Origin of the sequence: Streptomyces beijiangensis, from assembly GCF_017315755.1 — a bacterium.
Classification (GTDB): Bacteria; Actinomycetota; Actinomycetes; order Streptomycetales; family Streptomycetaceae; genus Streptomyces; species Streptomyces beijiangensis.
Genome location: NZ_JAFLRJ010000066.1, coordinates 1 through 22,590, shown reverse-complemented (window position 1 = coordinate 22,590; position 22,590 = coordinate 1). Strand labels below are relative to the sequence as shown.

The window sequence follows — 22,590 nt, the reverse complement described above, 5'->3', positions numbered from 1 at the left end:
CGACGCTGGATGCATGACGGAGAACACGCAGCAGGAGACGGTGTTGGTGACCAGCGCGACCGGCAAGACCGGTCGCCGGGTGAGCGGGCGGCTCGCCGCGCGCGGGGTGCGGGTGCTCGCCGGTTCACGGCAGGGCGAGGTCCGCTTCGACTGGGAGGACGAAGGGAGTTGGGGTCCGGCGCTGGAGGGCGCGGACGCGGCCTTCGTGGCGTACTACCCGGATCTCGCGGCGCCCGGCGCGGAAGAGGCGATGCGCGCGCTCGGGCGGATCGCGGCAGGGGCAGGTGTGGCGCGGATCGTGCTCCTCTCGGGGCGCGGGGAGCCCGAGGCGGCCAGGGCGGAGAGTGCGCTGCGGGAGTCGTACCCGCAACTGACCGTCGTACGGGCGTCGTTCTTCGCGCAGAACTTCAGCGAAGGACCCATGATCGAGGGCGTGCTCGCCGGTCAGGTCGCCTTCCCCGGCGGCGACACGGCCGAGCCGTGGATCGACGCGGACGACCTGGCGGATGTGATCGTGGCCGCCCTCACCGAGGAGGGGCACGCGGGGCTCGTGCACGAGGTGACCGGGCCCCGGCTGCTGACGTTCGCCGAGGTGGTCGCGGAGATCGGGCGGGCGACGGGGCGCAAGATCGGGTACGTACCGGTGTCGGAGGAGGAGTACGCGCACGCGCTGCAGGAGTACGGAATGCCTGGGCCCGAGGCGGAGTGGCTGGCGGCGCTGTTCACGACGCTGCTCGACGGGCACAACGCGGCGACGACGGACGGGGTGAAGCGGGTGCTCGGCCGGGAGCCGCGGGACTTCGCGGAGTTCGCGCGCGATGCGGTGGCGGCGGGGGCCTGGAGCGCTCAGGAGGCGTAGAGCGCGGCGAGCCGCGCGGCCGTCCCGGCGAGGCGGTCGCGCAGCTCCGCGGGTGCGATGACCTCGATCTCCGCGCCCAGCTTCAGGAATTCCCCGTGGGCGTGGTCGACGGACTCGATGGGCACGGTCGCGGTCGTACGGCCGTCCGCATCCGAGTCCGCATCCGAGTCCGCCGCCGAGTCCGCCGCCGGCTCCCAAGCGACGGAGAGCGCCTCGGCGGCCCTGCGCGTGAGCCGTACGACCGCATCCCCTCGCTGCAGCCGCGCGCGGAAGTCCGCCTGGTACTGCTGCCAGTACGCGGCGAGATCGAACTCCGCGGGCACCGAGAACTCCTCCCCCCGCTGCGTCAGCGCGAGGATCTGGTCGACGCGGAAGGTGCGCGGCCAGGGCCCCGCGACCACGTACCAGCGCCCTGCCTTGAGAACCAGGCCGTACGGCTCCAGGCGCCGGTCCACCTCGGTCGGCTCCTTCCAGCGCCGGTAGCGGACGTCGATGACACGGCCGTTCCAGACGGCGTCGGCGACCTCCTGCAGGAACGGCACCGGCGTGTCCTCGGCGTACCAGCCCGGTGCGTCCAGATGGAACCGGGACTGCATCCGGTCGACATGGCCGCGCAGCTCGGCCGGGAGCTCCGCCCGCAGCTTCAGCTGAGCGGCGGCGAGGACCGAGCCGAGTCCTAGCTCGGCGGCGGGGCCCGGGATCCCGGAGAGGAAGAGGGCCTCCGCCTCGCCGGTGTTGAGGCCGGTCAGTTTCGTACGGTAGCCCGCCAGGACCTGGTAGCCGCCGGCGTGCCCGGCGTCCCCGTACAGCGGGACGCCCGCCGCGTGCAGGGCGTCGACGTCGCGGTAGACGGTACGGACCGACACCTCCAGCTCCTCGGCGAGCTGGGCGGCTGTCATCCGCCCCCGGGTCTGGAGCAGCAGCAGGATCGAGACAAGTCGGCTGGACTTCACTGACACAGGATGTCAGTGAAGGGGTTGTACCTTCCACTCATGGCTTTCGCAGAGAAGTTCCTGACCTCACTGCCACCGATCGAGGTGGCGGGCCGGCACATCAAGCGCTACCACGTCACCCCGGACCCGGCGGGCATCGAGCCGGAGGTGGAGAAGGCGGCGTACGCGATCCTCCCCCAGCTCCTCCCGCCGCCGGACTCCACTCCCCCGGCGACCTTCGTGGTGCTGCACCGTGGCGGTGACACGGGCGCGTACCTCAATGCGTACAGCTGGGTCTGGGACAACGTCCTGCACTTCGGCGGGGCCGCGGCCGGACAGCCGGCGCTGGAGTGCCCCGACCTCGACCCCGCGCACTTCGTCAAGCTCGACCGCGAGCGGTCCTGGATCGGCTGCGTGTACGAGCTGCCGCCGATCGTCCATGAGCGCGACGCCTGGGTGCGTCACATGCTCGCGGGCGAGCGCCCTGATCTCGATGCCTATCTCGCCGATTCCCTGACCGACGGCACCACTGGAGACCGCTCATGAACGACTTCGACTTCCTCATCGGCAGCTGGGACGTCGCCAACCGCTGGCGCAAGGACTTCCTCGACGAGGCGAGCGACTGGGAGGAGTTCCCGGCCACGTCCCACGGGAGCCGCCACTTCGACGGCGGGGCCAACTTCGACGAGATCGACTTCCCGACGAAGGGCTTCGCGGGGCTCACGCTGCGGCTGTTCGACACCGAGCGCAAGGAGTGGTCGCTGTACTGGGCGAGCAAGCGCACGGGCACGCTCTTCCCGCCGGTGACGGGGCGGTTCACCGAGGACGGGAAGGGCGAGTTCTACGGCGACGACACCCACGACGGCAAGACGGTCAGGGCGCGGTTCATCTGGTCGGAGATCTCCGCGACCACCGCCCGCTGGGAGCAGGCCTTCTCCGCGGACGGCGAGAAGACCTGGGTCACCAACTGGGTCATGGACTTCACTCGGCGGGGCTGAGGCCCCGGCTGAGCGCGATGAGCCTGAAGGACGGGTCGGGGCGAGCGACGTCGGGGCCGGGGAGCGCCATCAGCTGCTCGGCGAGCGCCTCGGCCTCCGCGCCACGGGCGGTGAGGCGGGAGACGTACTGGCCGTCGAGCAGGGCCAGGGCCGTGCGCCGCGGGGAGCGGCCCTGGCTGTCTCCGGCGAAGTGCGTCCCGCCGGCGGGAAGGAGGCCGTGCGCGGCTCCGTACGCCTCGATGCGGTCGGCGCGGTCGAAGGCGGCCGTCGTCAGATACGGGGCGAGCACGGCGTCGATGTCGCTGCCGACGTCGTGCCCCGCGTCCTTGTCGACGGTGGTGACGAACACCCCGCCGGGCCGCAGAACCCGCGCGGCCTCGGCCACCACCGCCTGCGCCTCGGGCACCAGATGCAGCAGCCACACCGCGCTCACCGCGTCCAACGAGGCGTTCGCGAACGGCAGTCGGCGTACGTCACCGAGCACGACCGCGCCGGGAACGCGCTCGGCGGCCTTGCGGGCCATGCCGTACGCGGCGTCCGCGCCCAGCACCCGCAGCCCCGGCCTGTGCATCCTCGCCGTCACGATCCCGGTGCCACAGGCGATGTCGAGCAGGGTGCGGGCGCTGTCCGGGACCAGGGCGAGCACCGCCTGCGCGGCGGCCTCGGCGCGGGGCACGCCGCCGCGCGTCTCGTCGTACAGAGCGGCCTCGGTGTCGTAATCCAGCATGCGCCGATGATCTCTCAGCCGGCGCCGTGCACGGAAGCGGCTGCCTCGACCCGTTGCGCGAGTGCGAAGTCCTTCTCGGTGACCGCGCCGCCCGCGTCATCGGTGTGCACGCTCAGGGCGACGGTGTTGTAGCCGAGGGTCAGATCGGAGTGGTGGTCCAACTCCTCCTGGATCTGCGCCACATGGACGACCATCGCGGTCGCGGCGAAGTGCGTGGAGAGCCGGTAGGTACGGGTGATGCGGTCGCCCGCCAGGGACCAGCCGGGCAGCTCGCGCAGCCGGTCCTCGATCTCCTTCTGCGACAACGGCTGTGTGGGCACGGCCGGTCCTCCCTCCGGGTCCTTCGAGCGTGTGCCCCTTACGGTAGTCGGTATGACACCTGTTGCGACCGACCCGGGCGTGGGGCCGCTGCTGCGCGGCTGGCGCGAGCAGCGCAAGGTGAGCCAGCTGGACCTGGCGCTGCGCGCCGACTCGTCCGCACGGCACATCAGCTTCATCGAGACGGGCCGCTCCCGGCCGAGCGAGGAGATGATCCTGCGCCTCGCCGAGCACCTCGACATACCCGTCCGTGAGCGCAACTCCCTGCTGCTTGCGGCGGGTTACGCACCCCATTACGCACAGACCGCGCTGGACGACCCGTCGATGACGGCCCTGCGCGAGGGGATCGAGCGGCTGCTGACCGGCTACGAGCCGTATCCGGCGCTGGTCGTCGACGGTACGTACACGGTGATCGCGGCCAATCGCGGGATCGCCATGCTCCTGGACGGTGTTCCCGCGCATCTGCTGGCGCCGCCGCTGAACGCGATGCGGCTCACCCTCCATCCGGAGGGACTGGCCCCGAAGATCCTCAATCTGCGGGAGTGGCGCGGGCATCTGCTGCACCAGATGGAGCGCCAGATCGCGCTGGCCAGGTCCGCCCCGCTGCGCGAGCTGTACGAGGAGGTTTCCGGATATCCGCACCCGGGACCCGGCGACACGGACGACCGCGACGAATCGCACCCCGCCCACCCCTGGTTCGCGCTCCCGCTGCGGATCGAGCACGAGGGGCATGTGCTCTCCTTCGTCTCCTCCATCGCGACGTTCAACACCCCGATGGACGTGACCGTCGCCGAGCTGGCCATGGAGACGTTCCTCCCGGCCGACCCGGCGACGGTCAAGTACCTTCAGTCACACGCTCCTTAGCTCGCGGTGACCGGGATCGCCCGCGGCAGACCCAGGTCGACCGTGGAGCCCGAGGCGTCGGCGGCCGTCAGGCGCAGGCCGAGGAATCCGCCCTTGACCAGCGTGTTGTGCGGTGCGATGAAGTGGTACGTGCCGTTGATCCCGCAGCACACCAGGACCTGGTGCCAGGTGGTGCCGCCGTCGGAGGTCACATAGGCCTTGACCTTCGAGAGCTTGCCGTGTGCGCCGGAGACCTTGGCGCTGAGCAGCAGGGGGCGGTCGGCGCGGGCGCGGTTGTAGTTGTCCAGGCCCGCGTCGAAGGTGACGTTCAGCAGGTTGGCCGGGGCCGCCGTGGCGGAGCCGTCCGTACGGAAGGTCCAGGTGCCCTTCGCCTCGCCGCCGATGGGGAAGGCCTCACCGGAGGCGAAGGTCCGCTCGAGACGGTAGTCGGCGGCGCCGCTGCCGGTGAAGGTCTTGTCGATCGAGCTGCCCGGTCCCTCGGTGACGAGGGAGCCGTCGCGGTAGAGGCTGGTGGTGGGCGTCCAGGTCCGCGGGTAGGTGAAGTCGCTGTACTGGGCCTTCCGGCCCTGCGCGTCGACCGCGTCGTCGACCGTCAGCTGAAGACGGTTGCCGGTCGCGGTGCCCGTGGTGCGGACCGTGTAGGGGGCGGTGTACCAGGTGTCGCGGGACTGCTTCCCGGGCTCGAACGTCCGGTACATGAGGTCGTAGTCCATCACCGTGTGCAGCGTGCGCCGGTAGTTGAGCTTGGCCCAGGTGCGGCCCTCGGCGGAGATGTACTCGGTGCGGACCCGCGGCACCGCGACGTAGGACGGGGTGGTCATGTTGAGGCCGTAGATGTCGTCGCCGTAGACCGTGGTGCCCTCCTGCTGGCGGTAGTCGCCGTTGAAGGCCTTGTACGTGGCCCGCACCTTGGCGAGCTTGGTCACGTCCTTGCGGGACAGCTGGTGCCAGGGGCCGGTGGCCGGCACCGTCGCGTCGGAGAAGGTCAGGTCGAAGAGGGTGCTGGCGTCGCCCTTGGTGATGTCGCTGTCGGCGTTGACGAGCCGGCGGTGCTCGGCGACCTGTACCGTGTCCGGCTCCACGTTCTCCGTGGGGCTCACCCAGATCGCCTGGTCGCCGAAGGTGCCGTAGGCGCCGCCTGCCAGCATGCTGTGGTTGATGAACAGGCTGCCGTTGGGCATGAACCGGCCGAGGTTGCCGATGAGCAGTTCATTGCGGGTCTTGAAGCCCTGCACCGACGCCGTCCAGGGGCGGGTCGTACGGGCGTCGAAGACGATCTCGTTCTGGTCGGCCTTGCGGTCGAGGGTCATCATGGCCACGGCGGGCACGCCATCGATCTTGAAGCGCACGGTGGCGAGCGCCATGTAGCGGCCGTCGGGGACCCGGACGTCACGCGTTCCCGTGGCGCCGATGCCCGTCTGCACCACGGTGCCGTTGTCCGTGTTGATCATGGTCATATCGGCCATGGCGGGAGTGCCGTCCCGGCCGATCGCCTTGACGGTGACCGTCGTCGCGCGGTCCAGGACCATCGGGATGCGCAGGGCCTGACCGCCGGCGGGGGTCGCGGTGAGTGTGCCGCTGTAGGTGCCGGTGGGCGTGCCGGTGGTGTCCACAGTGACCGTCGCGGTGCCGCTGGCGCCTGCGGCCAGGTCGAGCTTGGCGGGCGAGACGGTGGTCATTCCGGCCGGCGGGACGCCGTCGGAGCGAGTCAGCGCCCCCGCCAGGTCGAGCGTGGTCGCCGACGACGAGGTGTTGGTGAAGGTGACCGTACGGGTCGAGGTCCCGGCCCCGTCCATCCGGCCGAAGTCGGCCGCGGTCGTGTCGGAGACGACGCTCTGCTTGAGTGCGGCCGCGGCGTCCGTGAGGCCCGCGCCCGTCTCGTACACCGAGCTGGTGAGCTTGGCGGCGCTGCCCATGAGGGCCGACTTGATCTGGCCCGCCTTCCAGTCCGGGTGCTCCTCGGCGACCAGTGCGGCGGCGCCCGCCACCTGGGGTGTCGCCATGGAAGTGCCGGAGAGGGCGGTGTAGTCGGGGTTCGTCTGGACGGTGCCCAGGTTGGTGCCCGCGGCGCGGGCGGCGACGATGTTCACGCCGGGGGCGGCGATCTCGGGCTTCACGACACCGGCGGCGAGTGCCGGTCCGCGGCTGGAGAACGACGCGGTGGCGTTGGAGTAGTCGACGGCGGCGACGGACAGCGCGGCGGGGGCGACGGACGGGGCTCCGACCGTGCCCACGCCCGGGCCCGCGTTGCCCGCGGCGACCACGAACAGTGCGCCGGAGTCCTCGCTGAGCTTCTCCAGCGACGTGGACACCGGGTCGGTGCCGTCGGTGGGACCGCTGCCCAGCGACATGCTGATGACGCGGGCGCCTTGCGCGACGGCCCACTCCATACCGGCGATGACCTGCGAGTCGGTGCCCGATCCTGAGTTGTCCAGGACCTTGCCGACGAGCAGGTCGGCCTTGGGTGCGACGCCGGAGCGCTCACCGGGCGCACCCGCGCCGCTGCCCGCGACGGTCGCGGCGACATGCGTGCCGTGGCCGTGACCGTCGACGCTCGATCCCGTACCGGTGAAGTCCGCGGACTCCGATATCCGGCCCGCGAGGTCGGGGTGGGTGGGGTCGGCGCCGGTGTCCAGGACGGCGAGCTTGACGCCCGCGCCACTGGCTCCGGCGGCCCAGGCCTGCGGGGCGTTGATCTGGGTGAGGTTACGGTCGAGGGCGTCCGCCTTCGTCTTCCCGTCGAGCCAGATCTTCTTCACCCCGCCGAGACCCTGGTCGATGTCGTCGCCGAAGTCGCCGGCCTGCTTCTTGTCGAGTACGGCGGCGTGCGCGCGCAGCGAGGTGAAGGTGCGCTTGCGGGTGAGCGGGCCCGAGCCGGTCAGCACCTGCGGGGTGGCCGCAGAGCTGTCCTGGACGATGAGCGGCAGCGAGGCGCGGTGCGCGTCGTCGTAGCCGTCGCGGATCAGGGCGCTCACGTTGAACAGCTCACGGTCCAGGACCGTGCCGACCTTCCCGATCACATCGGTCGGGTAGAAGTAGCTGTCGCCGCCCACGTCGGTGCGGCTGAGGAAGGTGCCGGGCGCGGAACCCTCTGCGGGGACGGCGCTGTACGCCGTCTTCCCGTCAGCGGTGGTGGTGGCGGTCACCCGGTCGCCCGTCACCAGCGTGACGGTGGCGGTCCTGACCACGGCCGAAGCCTTGGCGGCGGTGGCCTCCGAAGGAACGGCCTGCGGGACAGCGGCACTTGCGGCCGGGGCCCAGAGCCCGGCCACGGCTACTGCCGCCGCCAGGCACACTCGGACGGGATGTCTCATCTAGCTCTCCTCAGAACGGGCCGACGGTGTCCGTATCCAGAACAGAGCGGCGCCATCGCGTTCCTCATGGGCCGTCACGACCCCGCCGCGCCCGGCGCACCAGCCGGGCACGGCCTCGCACACCTGCGGGTCGGAACTGTGCAGCTCGATGAGCGACGCGGCGGGCAGTTCCTGGCAGCGGCGCTCCAGCAACGGCCTGACGCGCGACCACGGTTCGCCTCCCGCATCGATCAGGGCGTGGACGGCCCGGTCGGCATGCGGTTCGGCGGACATGGCGCTCCTTGCGGCGATGGGCTGCGGCCCGGATACGAGCCGGTCGGAACCGTAGGAGAGCGCAGTTACCACGCGATTACCGGTGCGCCCGGGCATACGCGAAACGCCCCCGCCGGCTGATGCCGACGGGGGCGTAGGTGGAGGTGCGGGCTGGGATCACTCCACGGCTGCGTGCCAGATGGTGGTGATGTTGCAGAACTCGCGGATGCCGTGGGCGGCGAGCTCGCGCCCGTAACCGGAGCGCTTGGTGCCGCCGAAGGGCAGGGCGGGGTGGGATGCGGTCATGCCGTTGAAGAAGACACCACCGGCGTCCAGGTCCCGTACGAAACGTTCGGTCTCCGCCTCGTCGCGCGTCCAGACGTTCGAACTCAGCCCGAAGGGCGTGTCGTTGGCGAGCTCGACCGCCTCGTCGATGCTGTCGACCCGGTAGACCGTGGCCACGGGGCCGAAGGTCTCCTCCTGGTGGATGCGCATCTGCGGGGTGATCCCGGCGAGGACGGTCGGTGCGTAGTACCAGCCCAGGTCGAGGCCCTTGGGCCGTTCGGCCCCGCAGAGCACGGTCGCGCCGCGGTGTACGGCGTCGTCCACCAGCTCTTCCAGATCGGCGCGGCCCTGCTCGCTGGCGAGCGGCCCGACGTCGGTCGCCTCTTCCATCGGGTCGCCGACGGTCAGCGCGGCCATCGCTCCGGCGAAGCGCTCCACGAAGGCGTCGTAGACCTCCGTGTGGACGATGAAGCGCTTGGCGGCGATGCACGACTGGCCGTTGTTCTGCACCCGTGCGGTGACCGCGGTGGCGGCGGCCTTCTCGACGTCGGCGGAGGCCATCACCACATAGGGGTCGCTGCCGCCCAGCTCCAGGACGGTCTTCTTGACCTCGTCCCCGGCGATCGCGGCGACCGACCGGCCGGCGGGCTCGCTGCCGGTGAGGGTCGCTGCCGCCACCCGGGGGTCGCGCAGGATGGACTCGATGGCGCCGGAGCCGACCAGCAGGGTCTGGAAGCAGCCCTCGGGGAATCCGGCCCGGCGGAAGAGGTCCTCCAGATAGAGGGCGGTCTGCGGGACGTTCGACGCGTGCTTGAGCAGGCCCGTGTTGCCCGCCATCAGGGCCGGGGCGGCGAACCGTACGACCTGCCAGAGCGGGAAGTTCCACGGCATCACGGCCAGCACCACGCCGAGCGGCCGGTAGCGGGTGTACGCACGGGAGGCGCCGGAGTCCTTGACGTCCGCCTTGGAGGGCAGCTCGTCGGCCAGCAGTTCCTCGGCGTGCGTGGCGTACCAGCGCATCGCCTTCGCGCACTTCGCCGCTTCCGCACGTGCCGCCGCCAGGGGCTTGCCCATCTCGGTGGTCATGGTGCGGGCGATGACGTCGCGGTCCTCGTCGAGGAGGTCGGCGGCCCGCTCAAGGAGACGCGCCCGCTCGTCGAAGCCCGTGTTGCGATAGGTCCGGAAGGCCTCGGCCGCGGCGGCCAGCCGCTGCTCGGTCTCCTCGGGCCCCAGCGCGTCGAATGTCAGCAGCGTCTCGCCGTTCGCGGGGTTGACCGTCGCGATGGGCATGGGAAATTCCTCCTCGCACTCGCTCCTTCGACCCTGCCGCGCCGGGCGCGCGCCCGCAAACGCGGACAGGGCGGCCGGTCAGCCGCTGAGCACGGAATCGTCGGCGGTACGGGCCCCGGGGAGGCCGTGCACGGCGGCGACCAGTGCCGTGTCCACATCCCCCGTACCCGTGGCGACACAGAGCATGTACGCCACGTCCTCCTTCTCCCTGCGGGCGTCGCTTGAACCGTTCTCGGCCTGGAGCACGACGAGGGCCTCGTAGCGTGCGACGAGGTTGCGGAGGATGACGGGGTGGGCCAGCAGCACGGTGGTCTCCATGGGGGTGCGGGGACGGTGTGCATGATCAGGTGCCCCGTCCCGGCCCCTTCATGCGAAGCGCACGCCGAGCCCTCCGTCGACGGCCCAGTCCGCTCCCGTGACGTACGAGGCGGCGTCGGAGGCCAGGAAGCAGACCACTTCGGCGACCTCCTCCGGAGTCCCGAACCTGCCCAGCGGCTGGGCTTCGAGCGCCTTGGGCTCCACCTCGCGGTCCGGGTGCTGGGCGAAGTACTCGTCGACCAGGGCGGTACGGATGTAGCCGGGGCTCACCGCGTTGACCCGCACGCCGTGGCGGGCCACGTCGAGTGCCATCGACCGGGTGAGGCCGATCAGCCCGGCCTTCGCCGCGGCATACGGGTACATGCCGGTGCAGGTGAGCCTGGCGTGCAGCGAGGCGATGTTGACGATCGAGCCGCTGCCCCGCGCGATCATCGAGGGCAGGGCGTACTTCGCACAGAGGAAGGCGGCCTTGAGGTCCACGTCGAAGACCTGGTCCCATTCGGCCTCGGTCATCACCACGGGGTCCGCGTAGACATTGCGGCCCGCGTTGTTCACCAGCACGTCGACGGAGCCGAACACCGTGACGGCCTCGTCCGTCGCCGCCGCGACGGCAACGCTGTCGGTGACGTCCACCTGCCGCACGAGCCCCTGCGCTCCCACCGCGGCCAGCGCGTCGCGCACTTCGGCCCCCGCGTGCTCGTCCAGGTCGAACACGACGACGGTCGCGCCCTCGCGCGCCGCGGTCTCCGCGATCGCCCGCCCGATGCCGCGTGCTCCCCCGGTGACCAGGACGACCTTGTCGGCCAACCGCCCCATGGTGTACTCCCCTTCGAAACGGCCGCAGTGAACTGTTGCCCCCACCCTTACACTTGTCAGCCTAGCTGCCCAGTAGTCGAGGAGACCGACCGTGGCCGTACGCCGCACCACCCTGGCCGATCAGGTCGCCGACGAGATCATCGCGCTGATCGAGGAGACCGGGCTCAAGCCCGGGGACGTGATTCCGCCCGAGGGCGAGCTGGCCACCCGCTTCGAGGTCAACCGGCTGGCGGTACGCGAGGCCATCCGCACCCTGTCGGCCCGCGAGATCCTCGTCTCCAGCCAGGGCCGCCCGGCCCGCGTCAACGTCCCCACGGCCAAGGTGTTCGGGCAGATCCTGCGCTTCAGGCTCCGTCAGGAGTCGCTGAGTTACGGCGATGTGATGGACGCCCGCCGGGCCATCGAGGGCGCCCTGACCCGCCGCGCCGCGGACCGGCTGGCCGCGGGCGAGGGCTCACTGGACGGCGCCGCCGCACTGCTGGCGGAGATGGCGGAGTCGGCCGACGACCGGGAGCGGTTCGTCGATCTGGACATCGCCTTCCACGCCGAGGTCGCCGCCCAGGCAGGCAACGGCATGCTCTCGCTGCTCCTCGACTCGCTCTCCGACGTGCTGCGCGATCAGCGGCTGGCCAGCTACACGGGCCACACCCGGCGCGGCGACAGCCACGAGACGACGGTGGCCGCCCACCGCACGATCCTCGACGCCATCCTGGCGGGCGACGCGGAGGGCGCCACGTCGGCGATGGACACCCACCTGGCGGAGACCGAGAAGGATCTGCACACCCCGACCCATTGACAGCTTAGCTGCTTAGTTGCCACTCTCCGGTGAACCCATGATCCGGAGGTAGGAAACCAGTGGCCACGCGCTATGTCCTTCGCCTGCAGGTGGACCCCGCCGACGACCCGGAATCCGTCGGCGACCGGCTGCTCGCCCTGGCGCACGACTCCCGCGCCGACGAGATCTGCGTCTTCCTCTTCGGGATGGAGTTCAACGACGGCCACGACAGCCCGCAGCGGATCGGCGCGTGGCTGGACGCCACCCGCCCCTGGCGCACCCGGCTTCGTACGGCCGGCGTCGACGTCAGCCTCAACCCCGGCCACACGGTGGGCCACAGCGACTGGGGCCGTACGCTCACCCCCGACCAGCCGTGGCAACCGATGGTCGACCAGTACGGTAGGTCCGCCGCCGCCCAGGTCTGCCCGCTCGACCCCGGCTGGCGCGCGTACTTCGCCTCGACACTCCGCCGGTACGCCGACGAGGACGTCTGCGCGGTCTGGATCGAGGACGACATCCGGCTGCACAACCACCGCCCGCTGGACTGGGGCGGCTGCTTCTGCCCGCTCCATCTCGACGAGTTCGCCCGCCGCACCGGAGTGCTCGCAGAGCGCGACGAGCTGGTGGCCGCCTGCACCGCGCCAGGCGAACCGCACCCCTGGCGCGGTCTGTGGCTGGACTTCTGGGACGAGACGGGACGCGAACTCCTCACCTCCTGGCGGGAGATCCTGGGCGACCGGCTCGGCCTGATGTCCTCGCGGACCGACCAGCACGCCGCCGAGGGGCGCGACTGGTCGGCCTGGCTCGACCTCGCGGCGCTGCACCGGCCGCACTTCTGGGGGTACTCCGACGGGCATGGCCGTGATCTCCCGTACGCGGCACTCCAGTTGGACATGCAGCGGCGCGAGCAGCCGGACCGGGTGATCAGCCTGCCGGAGATCGAGTGCTGGCCGTACGGGCAGTGGAACAAGTCCTTCCGGCAGACCGCGGCCCAGATGTCGCTCGCCCATGTCCTGGGCTGCGACGGACTGGCCGTCAGCCTCTACGACTTCCTCGGCAACCACCCCGACGACGAACCGGGCCGCGCCGCGTTCCTCGCCCGGTGGCGGGACACCTTCGACTGGCTGTCCGAGCTGTTCCCCAAGTCGCTGCGCACCACGGGCATCGGCCTCCCGTGGTCCGAGGACACGGGCCGCCTCGCCCGTGCCGACGGTCCCCGCTGGCAGTCGCTGGTGGTCCCGCACGGCTCCTGGGCCGGCCTGCTGGGCGCTGCGGGCCATGCGGTCACGGCGCGCGGCGGCGCCGCGGTCAACGCCCTGTCGGGCGAGGCGGCGTGGGCGTACCCGGACGAGGAGCTCCGCCGGTGGCTGACGGGCGGACTCCTGCTCGACGGCGTGGCGGCGCGGATCCTCTTCGAGCGCGGATACGGACCGCTGATCGGCCTCGAAGGGGCCGCGGCCGGACGCGGCGGATTCGCCCGGGAGGTGTGCACGGACCCGGAGTTCGCGCTGCGGCCCGGCTGCCGGATCTCCGCGGACACCGAGAGTTACGACGCCGCGCTCATGCTGCACGCGACCCCGTCCCCCTCGGTCCGCGTCGCGAGCACCATGGTCGACCAGCTCGGACGGGAGCAGGGCCCCGGACTGATGCTGTACGGCAACGATACGGGCGGCCGGGTCGCGATCACGCCCTGGCCCGCGCACACACCCGGCCAGGTCCTCATGAACCCCCAGCGCGAGGCCCAGTTGGGCGCCGTACTGGACTGGCTCTCCGGCTCCGCGCAGGCCCGTGCCTGCGGACACCCCTGGCTCGTGCCGCAGGCGCTCACCGACGGCACTGTGTGGCGGCTCGTGGTCTGGAACGCATCGCCCGACGCGGTGTCGGAGTTCTCCCTGCGGCTGCCCGCCGGAATGCCGGAGCCGGGGGCCGTCGTCCAGGTCACGGCGGACGGTGAGCGGATCGCCGCGCGGTGGAAGGACGGCCGTGTCGTCACCGAACGCCCCCTGGGCCAGTGGGAGTTCGTCGTCCTGAGCAGCAACGCCTGAGGTCGTACGCCCCCTGCACGGTGAGGGCAGGGGGCGTCTTCACGTAACTCGCCTACTGAGTGAGGACGTTGAGCTCAGCGGCGCCGCCGTACGGCTGGCCGTTCACCGCGTCGAGACCGACCAGTTTGATGAATCTGGCGCTCTGCCCGCCCAGCGGGACGGTCTGCTCGTCGGCACTGTTGGGCCAGCTGCCCTTGGCGACTGGCTGGCCCCAACTGACGCCGTCGGACGAGAGATAGACCTCGTAGTCCTTGATCCGGTCATTGGCCTGGTCCTGCCGGGGCAGGTACTTGAATTCCTTGAGGTCGTACGAGGCTCCCAGGTCCAGGGTGATGTGGTGCGGGAAGGGCGCGGTCGTCGCCGACCAGGCGCTGCCCCACCAGGTGGCCGGGTCGCCGTCGAGGGCGTTGGCGGCCGGGGTGTTCTCGCCCTCGGTCTCCTGGCTGTCGAAGTCGACGATCCTGATCCGGTCCTGCGGCAGGTAGTCCGGCGGGACCGTGGCGACGTGTACGGCCGCCGTGAGCGAGGCCTGCTTGGTACCCGCCGTGTAGTCGGCCCCCGCGTTCAGGGTGAAGGTGCCTGCCGGGATGCCGGCGGGCGGAGTGACCTTCCACACCACCGTGCCGGACGCGCCCGGGGCGACGGTGGTGAGGGTGCCGGTGGTCGCGGGCGCGGCGGTCCACCCGACGGGGACGGTCAGCGCGGTGTGCACCTCGGTGGCGGCGGTCCGCTCGCCGTTGGTGAAGGTGACGCTGACGTCGTTGGCGCCGCCGGGGACGAGCTTCCCGGCCTTGGGTGCCACGGCGAGGGTCGCGCAGGGCGTGGCCTCGCCGGAGGCGCCGAGGTCGGTGACCGTGAAGTCGTCCATGACGAAGTCGGCCTGGTCGGCGCCCGATCCGACCTTGCGCAGGCCCACGTAGTAGTCGCCGCAGTCGCCCGCGGTGAACTCGTGGTCGTAGCGTGCCGTGGTGCGCTCCTGCCCGAAGAGCTGCCGGTCGGTCTCCGTGGTCGTCGAGCCGCCCGCGGTTACCCGGTCGTACCCGGTGGACAGGGCGTACTGGCCCGCGAAGGCGTTCTGGTAGTCGAAGGACACCCTGTAGCGGTGGCCGGCCTGGAACCGTACGGTCTGCGGCACGGTCCGGTAGAGCAGTGCCGGGTCCTCCTCGTGGGACTTCAGCGACCAGTTCCCGTCGAGCACCTGGTCGGTGAGGTTCCCGTTCCAGCCCGCTTGCGTGTACGGGGCGTGCTTCTCGGAGCGTACGGTCCTCGGGCCGCCGGGCTCGGTCTCCACGAAGGGACCCCAGCCCTGCTCGTTGTCCTCGAAGTCCCAGTGCGCGACGGTGCCCGCCCGCTCGGACTTGGTGGTGGCAGTGACGCGTACATCGTCGAGCCGCACCTCGGCGTCGCCCGCGTCGGCCGCGACCTTCAGCCTGGCGGTCCTCGCGGTGGCGGTGAAGCGGACGGTGATCCGCTGGAAGTACGTACCGGCCTTGTCGTCGTAGGAGAAGGCGTCCTTGGCGGTGGATCTGTCGGTCCAGTTGTCGGCCCCGCCCGCACTGAGCGTGACCTTGCGGACCTTGCCGGGCTGTACCTGGGCCCAGACGGACGCGGCGTAGCGCGTGCCGGGCTTGAGGTCGCGCAGGGTGGTGGTGAGGCCCGTCGCGGTGGTGGAGGCCGGGACGACGGCCTCGTACTGACCGAGAGCGTTGCGCCGGACCGATGCGGTGCCGTCGGTCTGCCAGGCGTTCAGATTCCCGGAGTCGAATCCGGGGTCGGCGACATGGGCGCCCTGGCCGTAGTCCGGTGCCGGGGTCTTCTTGGCCTTGTTGCGGTAGACGACGTACGCGACGCCCTTCTCGGCGGCGATGGTGACCTTGCCGTCCGTCACGGGGAGCGTGGCGACCTTCGTCTTCCCCTGGTCGGTGAGCCGGTAGAGGGTGACCGACTTCTCGTGCTGCCACGCGGCGGGCACGGGCCAGGTGCTCGTGCCGCCCGCCGGGTTCCAGTGGTAGGCCTTGTCGCCGCTCCACGGGAGCAGATAGGCGCCGCCGTCCTGCACCTTGTCGCCGCCGACGAGGACCTGGCGGGTGCCCGACGCGTCACTGACGCGGACACCGCCGGTGAGCTTCACCTCGTGGCCGGTCCACTCGGTGATCTGCTGCTGCTGGAGGAACTTGGCGGGCAGATTGCGGTTCCAGATGTTCGCGTAGAACTTGGTCCAGTCGTTCTGGCCGCCCCAGCCCTCCCACTCCTTGATGTTGGCGGAGCCGAGCAGCGGGTGGTCGATCCAGACGTCCTTCTCGCCGTTGCGGATGAAGCGGATGACCTGGGAGTTGATGCCCCGGTTGGCGTCGCCGCCGTAGCTGGGCTCGTTCGCCCAGTGCGACCAGAGCGAGGAGCGCTCCATCTTGTCGCCCCACTCGGTGCCGATCTGCCAGCCCTGCTTGCGCAGTTCGCTCTGCAGCCGGTCGGAGACCCAGCCGTGGGAGTAGTAGACGTCGATGTAGAGGAACTTGAGGTTGGGGTCGGTCTCGTCGCGCAGCTGCTGGAAGCGCTTGGCGATGTCGCCGCTGGTCAGGTCGCGGCGCTGGTCGATGTAGTACGACTGGCCGAGCCAGTCCCAGCCCTTCTTGGTGGGGTCGACGAGGGTGTCGCTGAAGTTCTTCGCCTCGGGGTACGCCTCGGTCGTATTGACGTGGACGCCGAAGGAGGCGCCCCACTTCTTGCCCTCCTTGGCGAGGGCGTTGAGGTCGGCGAGGCCTCCGGCGCGGGTGTTGTAGTTGCCGCCGTAGTCGGGGTGGGCGGAGTCGTGGCCCTCCTGTGCGTACCCCTTGAGGATCGCGAGCTGGCCGAGGCCGTCGGTGGAGAGCGAGATGCGTTGGACGTTGTCGAGGGTCTTCAGGAAGGGGTTGCTCGCGTAGCTGGCGAAGTTGAAGGGGATGTGGGCGATCACCCGGTCCGGGGTCTCGTCCGCGCCCTGGGCCTTGACGCCGATGGATCGGAAGGCGATGGCGCCGTCCTGCCAGTCGACCTTGTGGTCGGTGTTGCGGTCGCCGGTGACGACGACCTTCGCCCAGGGGAGCTCCTCGGTGAAGGGTGATCCCTTGGCGCGGTAGGTCCACTGGCCGCTGGAGACGCCGACCTCGGTGGTTCCGGCGGCCTTGAGCGTCTGGCGCTGGACGCGGGTGTTCTCGCTGCTCGCCGTGTCCTGTACGGAGTTGGTCTCGATCGCGGCGGCGAGCCGGTCGGTGTTGACGATGGCGTACGCGGACCCCTGCGGCGCGGCGTCGGCAGGGGTGTCGCCGGTGACGGCGGTGAAGGTGTCGCCGTGGCCGTTCTTGTCGGGGTCGACGCGGGCGGCGGTGACATGGGCGCCTGGCTGGTCGCCGCGTACGGACAGCAGGTTCTGTCCGGGGATGTCGATCGTGGAGACGCGGAAGGCGTCGGTGTCGGTGATTTTCGTGATGCGGAAGGTGACCTGGGTGCCGGTGACGCCGATCTGCGCGTCGATCCGTACGCCGTCGAGGGCGGGAAAGGCCAGCCGGTAGCGGACCGTCGACCCGTCGACGGTCGCCTTGCCGTCGGCCCGGTAGGGCTTTCCGTTGAGGACGACCGTGTTGAGCGGTGCGGTCCTGCCGTCGAGTACGGCGCCGGTGGCCCGGTCCGCGTAGTCGACGACGTACGGGAAGTCGGCTCCGGTACGCACCTGAAGTGCGCCCGATGCGATGACGAGGGGGCCGTCGGCCGGGGGCTCTGCCGCTGCCGCCGGATGGGGAACAACCACCGGCGACAGCACCAGAGTTGCCGCCAGGAGCATGCCTGGGCGAGGGAATCTATGCATGGCATGTACTTAGCAGATAAGCAGCTACCCAACTAGGGATCCGCCTCAACTCGTGACCGCTATGCAGCCTAGCTGCTAAGCTGCCGAGGTGGACGTCAATGAGAATCTGCGCAGCCGCCAGTGGTTCGGCGGGGACATCAAGAACGGCTTCATAGCCCGCCATCACCTGCGGGCCACCGGCCTGGGCTCCTGGGCGTTCGACGGACGGCCGGTCATCGGCATCTGCCAGTCGGCATCCGATCTCACGCCCTGCAACCGACACCTGACCGGCATGGCCGAAGCGGTGAAGCGCGGGATCCTGCGCGCGGGCGGACTGCCCCTGGAATTCCCGGTGTTCTCGCCGGGCGAGCCCTTCCTGCGGCCGTCCTCGATGATGTACCGCAATCTGATGGCGATCGACGTCGAGGAGGCGCTGCGGGCCAACCCGCTCGATGCGGCCGTGCTCCTGACGGGCTGTGACAAGACCACCCCGGCGGCGATCATGGGAGCGGCCAGCGCCGACCTGCCTTCGATCGTGCTGACCGGCGGTCCGATGCTCAACGGCCGCTTCAAGGGGAAGGCGGTCGGCTCGGGCACCGACATCTGGCGCATGAGCGAGGAGCTGCGGGCCGGGCGGATCGGCGCGCAGGAGTTCACCGACTTCGAGTCCTGCCTCAACCGCTCGGCCGGGCACTGCATGACGATGGGCACCGCCTCCACGATGGCGTGTCTCGCGGAGGCGCTCGGCATGATGCTGCCGGGCGGCGCGGCCCTGCCGGCCGTCGACGCGCGGCGCACCGTACTGGCCGAGGAGACCGGCGCGCGGGCGGTCGGGCTGGCGCGCGAGGGGCTCACCCCGGGGCGGATCCTGACCCGGGAGGCCTTCGAGAACGCCATCGTGGTCAATGCGGCGATCGGCGGCTCCACCAACGCCGTACTGCATCTGCTCGCCATCGCGGGACGGGTCGAAGTACCCCTGGAACTGGACGACTTCGACCGGATCGCGCGCCGTGTACCGCTCCTCGTCGATCTGATGCCCAGCGGGCGCTTCCTGATGGAGGAGTTCGCGTACGCGGGCGGGGTACCGGCCCTGGTCACCCGGATCCGCGACCTGCTGCACGCGACACCCGTCACGGTCACCGGGCGCCCGCTGACCGAGGAGTGCAAGGACGCCGAGGTGTACGACGACGCCGTGATCCGTACCGCCGACGGCCCGGTGCAGGAGCCCGGCAGCGGGATCGCCGTACTGCGCGGCAGCCTCGCGCCGGGCGGCGCGATCGTCAAACAGTCGGCGGCGGCACCGGAGTTGCTGGTGCACGAGGGTCCCGCGCTGGTCTTCGACTCGCTGGAGGAGTACACGGCCGCCGCCGACGACCCGGACCTCGACGTCAGCGCCGACACCGTCCTGGTCGTACGGGGCATGGGCCCGCGCGGCTACCCCGGGATGCCGGAGGCGGGGAACCTGCCGCTCCCCCGCAGGCTCCTGGAGGCGGGGGTGAGCGATCTGGTGCGGATCACCGATGCGCGGATGAGCGGGACCGCGTACGGGACCTGCGTCCTGCACGTGGCCCCCGAGTCGGCCGTCGGCGGTCCCCTCGCCCTGGTGCGGACCGGCGACCGGATCCTCCTGGACGTCCCCGCGCGCAGGCTCGATCTGCTGGTGGAGCCGGAGGTGCTGGCCGTACGGCGGGACGAGTGGACCGCTCCCCCGCCGCCACCCGGCTCGGGGCGGGGCTTCACCCGGCTGCACGTCGAGCACGTACTGCAGGCGGACCGGGGCTGCGATCTCGACTTCCTGGTCGGGTCCAGCGGCAGCGACGTACCCCGAAAGGCGTTCTGACGATGACGATCGGCGGAGTGAGCCCCGTGCTCGAAGTCCCTTTCAGGGACGACGGATCGCTGGACCTGCCCGGTTTCGACCGAGTGGTGGAGGCTGTCCTCGCCACCGGCGTGGGCTCGGTGATGTTCCCCGGGTACGCGTCGGAGTTCCACAAACTGACCGGCACGGAACGGGAGTTGCTCACCGACCGGTTCCTCGGCGCCACGGCGGGCGTGGACGGCTTCACCGCCGTAGTGTCGGTCCCCGACCATGCCACCGTGGTCGCGGTCGAGGTGGCCCGGCGGGCCGCCGGTCGGGGCGCGGGCGCGCTCAATCTGCTGCCGCCGTACCTCCTCGGCCCCTCCCGCGACGCGGTGCTCGCCCATCTGGGCGCCGTACTGGACGCGGTGGCCCCGCTCCCGGTCGTCCTGCAGTACGCACCCGCACAGACCGGGACCAGCCTGGACGCGGACGCCATCCACGCACTGGCAAAGCACCACCCCAACCTCGGGTACGTCAAGGTGGAGTCGGCCCCGCCGGGCAGGCTCATCAGCGCGCTGAGGCTGCCGGCGCTCGTGGGCTACGCGGGTCTGCAGCTGCCCGACGCGCTGCGGCGCGGCGCGGCCGGGGTGCAGCCGGGCTGCTCGTTCACCGAGCTGTACCAGGAGATCTGGCGGGCATGGCACGAGGGCGACCGGCCGGCCGCCCTCGCCCTGCACACCGCGCTGCTGCCGTACCTCTCGTACTGGATGCAGCACGTGGAGCTGATCGTCGCGGCGGAGAAGGAGATCTCGGTGCGCCGCGGCTGGTTCGCCTCGGCGCACTGCCGGGCTCCCGGCTGGACGCTCGACGCCGCCGAACTCGCCATGATCGACCGCTTCATGGACGAGTTCGGCGGGCGCCTGACGCCGCTCAGCCGAGCGTGACGGTGACCGGTTGCCCGAAGGACCCCTCGGTGACGGGATCGTCGTCGCATGTTCTCCCCCATCGTGGAACGGACCGAACGGAACAGGGAAGGATCCCACCCTCGCCGACGGCGAAGCCGGCCCCGCGGAGCGCCTGGAGCAGAGGTTCCTGCACGGCACACCCTTCCCATATTCATCGGATCAATATGTTCCGAGAGATGGGTATAGCGACCCCTGGGGCAGCTGTGCAGGAAATTACGTGCCGATGAGATTCACTGCGAAGCTACACACCCTTGGCACATCCGATGTATCGATGCAGCGAGTCGAGATCGGATCAGGGGGAGTCGAATCGTTTCCGCGCCCTCTCACGCCTGTTCGTGATGCATACTCCGCGCCGTAATACAGCTGACACGCCCCCTTCCCTTCCTCTCGGTGCTCTTGGAACACTCCGCTAGCACTGTTCCCTCACACCCCAAGAGGCCCTCACACATGTCTGAGCTGAATCGGCGCCGCTTTCTTCAGATCGCCGGCGCGACCGCGGGCTTCACCGCTCTCTCCGGCTCCATCGACCGCGCCGCCGCCATCCCCGCGACGCGGACCACCGGCTCCATCAAGGACGTCGAGCACATCGTCGTGCTGATGCAGGAGAACCGTTCCTTCGACCACTACTTCGGTGCGATGAAGGGGGTACGCGGCTTCGGCGACCCCCGACCGGTGACACTGCCCAGCGGCAAGCCGGTCTGGAACCAGTCCAACGGGACCGCCGATGTGCTGCCGTACCACCCGGACGCCGAGGACCTCGGCATGCAGTTCATCGCGGGGCTCGACCACGACTGGGCGGGCGGTCACAGGGCCTTCAACCAGGGCAAGTACGACCAGTGGATACCCGCCAAGTCGGCGGGGACGATGGCCCATCTGACGCGCGAGGACATTCCGTTCCACTACGCGCTGGCCGACAAGTTCACGGTGTGCGACGACTACCACTGTTCGTTCATGGGCGCCACCGACCCCAACCGCTACTACATGTGGTCCGGGTTCGTCGGCAACGACGGCAAGAACGGCGGCCCCGTCCTCGGCAACCAGGAGGCGGGCTACGACTGGACGACGTACCCCGAGCGCCTCGAGCAGGCCGGTGTCTCCTGGAAGATCTACCAGGACATCGGCGACGGCCTGGACGCGGCCGGATCCTGGGGCTGGATCGACGACGCGTACCGCGGGAACTACGGTGACAACTCCCTCCTGTACTTCAACAAGTACCGCAACGCCAAGCCCGGCGACCCGCTCTACGACAAGGCGCGCACCGGCACCAACGCCAAGGCGGGCGACGGCTTCTTCGACCTCCTCAAGGCCGATGTGAAGGGCGGGAAGCTCCCGCAGATCTCCTGGATCGCCGCTCCGGAGGCCTTCTCCGAGCACCCCAACTGGCCTGCGAACTACGGCGCCTGGTACGTCTCCCAGGTCCTCGACGCGCTCACCTCCAACCCCGAGGTGTGGAGCAAGACGGCGCTGTTCATCACCTATGACGAGAACGACGGCTACTTCGACCACGTCGTCCCGCCGTACGCGCCCGCCTCCGCCGCCCAGGGCCTGTCCACCGTCGACACGACACTCGACTACTTCCCCGGCAACGCGAGTTACGCGGCAGGCCCCTACGGCCTCGGCCAGCGCGTCCCGATGACCGTCGTCTCCCCCTGGTCGACCGGCGGCTACGTCTGCTCGGAGACCTTCGACCACACCTCGATCATCCGCTTCATGGAGAAGCGCTTCGGCGTCGGCGAGCCGAACATCTCGCCCTGGCGCCGCGCGATCTGCGGCGACCTCACCTCCGCCTTCGACTTCGCACGCCAGGACACCAAGCCCGCGGCGCTGCCGGACACCGACGCCTACGAGCCGCCGGACAAGGTGCGCCACAGCAGTTACGTACCGAAGCCGCCGGCCAACCCCGCCCTGCCGAAGCAGGAGAGCGGCTCCCGCCCCTCGCGCCCGCTGCGGTACGCACCGCTGGTGGACGGCGCCGCCACCCCCGCCACCGGCCGTTTCGCGCTCACCTTCAGCGGCGGGGACTCCGCGGGTGCGCACTTCTACGTCACCTCGGCCAACCGCACGGACGGCCCGTGGACGTACACCACCGAGGCCGGGAAGAAGATCTCCGACACCTGGAACGCGGCCTATTCCAAGGGCAGCTACGACCTGACCGCTCATGGCCCGAACGGCTTCCTGCGCACCTTCAAGGGTCCCGGCTCCACCGCGGGC

18 protein-coding genes are annotated in these 22,590 nt (G+C 70.6%); 9 read left to right on the top strand and 9 right to left on the bottom strand.

What is annotated here, in order from left to right; translation table 11 throughout:
* The first annotated feature begins 13 nt into the window (after nucleotides 1-13).
* Nucleotides 14-859, top strand: a complete 846-nt coding sequence (locus J0695_RS07765) for an NmrA family NAD(P)-binding protein (RefSeq protein ID WP_206961119.1) — start codon at nucleotides 14-16, stop codon at nucleotides 857-859.
* Here the strand turns inward: J0695_RS07765 and J0695_RS07760 are convergent.
* Nucleotides 847-1,812: a helix-turn-helix transcriptional regulator gene (locus tag J0695_RS07760; protein WP_206961118.1), complete on the bottom strand. Its 966-nt coding sequence runs from the start codon at nucleotides 1,810-1,812 to the stop codon at nucleotides 847-849. The genes J0695_RS07765 and J0695_RS07760 overlap by 13 nt on opposite strands.
* A gap of 39 nt (nucleotides 1,813-1,851) precedes the next feature.
* On the opposite strand from J0695_RS07760, the gene J0695_RS07755 reads away from it, so the two are divergent.
* Both J0695_RS07755 and J0695_RS07750 read left to right on the top strand, forming a co-directional pair.
* On the top strand, nucleotides 1,852-2,337 hold the full coding sequence (locus J0695_RS07755) for a hypothetical protein (protein WP_206961117.1): 486 nt from the start codon (nucleotides 1,852-1,854) through the stop codon (nucleotides 2,335-2,337).
* Nucleotides 2,334-2,789: a hypothetical protein gene (locus J0695_RS07750; RefSeq protein WP_206961116.1), complete on the top strand. Its 456-nt coding sequence runs from the start codon at nucleotides 2,334-2,336 to the stop codon at nucleotides 2,787-2,789. Before J0695_RS07755 ends, J0695_RS07750 begins: the two co-directional genes overlap by 4 nt.
* Here the strand turns inward: J0695_RS07750 and J0695_RS07745 are convergent.
* Together J0695_RS07745 and J0695_RS07740 are read right to left on the bottom strand one after the other, a co-directional pair.
* Nucleotides 2,773-3,516 (bottom strand): class I SAM-dependent methyltransferase, encoded by a 744-nt coding sequence (locus J0695_RS07745; protein ID WP_206961115.1) that lies wholly within the window; start codon nucleotides 3,514-3,516, stop codon nucleotides 2,773-2,775. The genes J0695_RS07750 and J0695_RS07745 overlap by 17 nt on opposite strands.
* A gap of 14 nt (nucleotides 3,517-3,530) precedes the next feature.
* On the bottom strand, nucleotides 3,531-3,836 hold the full coding sequence (locus J0695_RS07740; protein ID WP_206961114.1) for a 4a-hydroxytetrahydrobiopterin dehydratase: 306 nt from the start codon (nucleotides 3,834-3,836) through the stop codon (nucleotides 3,531-3,533).
* A 52-nt stretch (nucleotides 3,837-3,888) separates the two neighbouring features.
* On the opposite strand from J0695_RS07740, the gene J0695_RS07735 reads away from it, so the two are divergent.
* Complete coding sequence (locus J0695_RS07735) at nucleotides 3,889-4,698, top strand: helix-turn-helix domain-containing protein (protein WP_206961113.1); 810 nt, start codon at nucleotides 3,889-3,891, stop codon at nucleotides 4,696-4,698.
* Here J0695_RS07735 and J0695_RS07730 read toward each other — a convergent pair.
* From J0695_RS07730 to J0695_RS07710, 5 genes are all read right to left on the bottom strand, one after another.
* Complete coding sequence (locus tag J0695_RS07730) at nucleotides 4,695-8,012, bottom strand: S8 family serine peptidase (RefSeq protein WP_206961112.1); 3,318 nt, start codon at nucleotides 8,010-8,012, stop codon at nucleotides 4,695-4,697. The genes J0695_RS07735 and J0695_RS07730 overlap by 4 nt on opposite strands.
* Nucleotides 8,013-8,285, bottom strand: coding sequence for a sulfurtransferase TusA family protein (locus J0695_RS07725; protein WP_206961111.1), 273 nt, complete (start codon nucleotides 8,283-8,285; stop codon nucleotides 8,013-8,015). It lies immediately after the preceding gene.
* 156 nt (nucleotides 8,286-8,441) lie between these two features.
* On the bottom strand, nucleotides 8,442-9,839 hold the full coding sequence (locus J0695_RS07720; protein WP_206961110.1) for an NADP-dependent succinic semialdehyde dehydrogenase: 1,398 nt from the start codon (nucleotides 9,837-9,839) through the stop codon (nucleotides 8,442-8,444).
* A 78-nt stretch (nucleotides 9,840-9,917) separates the two neighbouring features.
* The gene (locus tag J0695_RS07715; protein WP_206961128.1) at nucleotides 9,918-10,145 is read right to left on the bottom strand and encodes a DUF5133 domain-containing protein; all 228 of its coding nucleotides are present in this window, start codon (nucleotides 10,143-10,145) and stop codon (nucleotides 9,918-9,920) included.
* A gap of 60 nt (nucleotides 10,146-10,205) precedes the next feature.
* On the bottom strand, nucleotides 10,206-10,973 hold the full coding sequence (locus tag J0695_RS07710; RefSeq protein ID WP_206961109.1) for an SDR family NAD(P)-dependent oxidoreductase: 768 nt from the start codon (nucleotides 10,971-10,973) through the stop codon (nucleotides 10,206-10,208).
* A gap of 91 nt (nucleotides 10,974-11,064) precedes the next feature.
* Between J0695_RS07710 and J0695_RS07705 the strand changes: the two genes are divergently transcribed.
* Nucleotides 11,065-11,769, top strand: coding sequence for a FadR/GntR family transcriptional regulator (locus J0695_RS07705; protein ID WP_206961108.1), 705 nt, complete (start codon nucleotides 11,065-11,067; stop codon nucleotides 11,767-11,769).
* Between the two features lie 59 nt (nucleotides 11,770-11,828).
* Nucleotides 11,829-13,793 carry a hypothetical protein gene (locus J0695_RS07700; protein ID WP_206961107.1) on the top strand — a complete coding sequence of 655 codons (1,965 nt, stop codon included), beginning with the start codon at nucleotides 11,829-11,831 and terminating at the stop codon, nucleotides 13,791-13,793.
* Between the two features lie 52 nt (nucleotides 13,794-13,845).
* Here J0695_RS07700 and J0695_RS07695 read toward each other — a convergent pair whose 3' ends face one another.
* Entirely contained in the window at nucleotides 13,846-17,610 is a 3,765-nt protein-coding gene (locus tag J0695_RS07695) for an endo-alpha-N-acetylgalactosaminidase family protein (protein ID WP_206961106.1), read from the bottom strand.
* Nucleotides 17,611-17,722: 112 nt separating this feature from the next.
* Here J0695_RS07695 and J0695_RS07690 point away from each other — a divergent pair, with 112 nt between their 5' ends.
* From J0695_RS07690 to J0695_RS07680, 3 genes are all read left to right on the top strand, one after another.
* On the top strand, nucleotides 17,723-19,453 hold the full coding sequence (locus J0695_RS07690; RefSeq protein WP_206961105.1) for an IlvD/Edd family dehydratase: 1,731 nt from the start codon (nucleotides 17,723-17,725) through the stop codon (nucleotides 19,451-19,453).
* Between the two features lie 2 nt (nucleotides 19,454-19,455).
* Nucleotides 19,456-20,358 carry a dihydrodipicolinate synthase family protein gene (locus J0695_RS07685; protein ID WP_206961104.1) on the top strand — a complete coding sequence of 301 codons (903 nt, stop codon included), beginning with the start codon at nucleotides 19,456-19,458 and terminating at the stop codon, nucleotides 20,356-20,358.
* Nucleotides 20,359-20,826: 468 nt separating this feature from the next.
* Nucleotides 20,827-22,590: phosphocholine-specific phospholipase C (locus J0695_RS07680; protein ID WP_206961103.1), on the top strand; the 1,764-nt coding region annotated here is incomplete at its 3' end.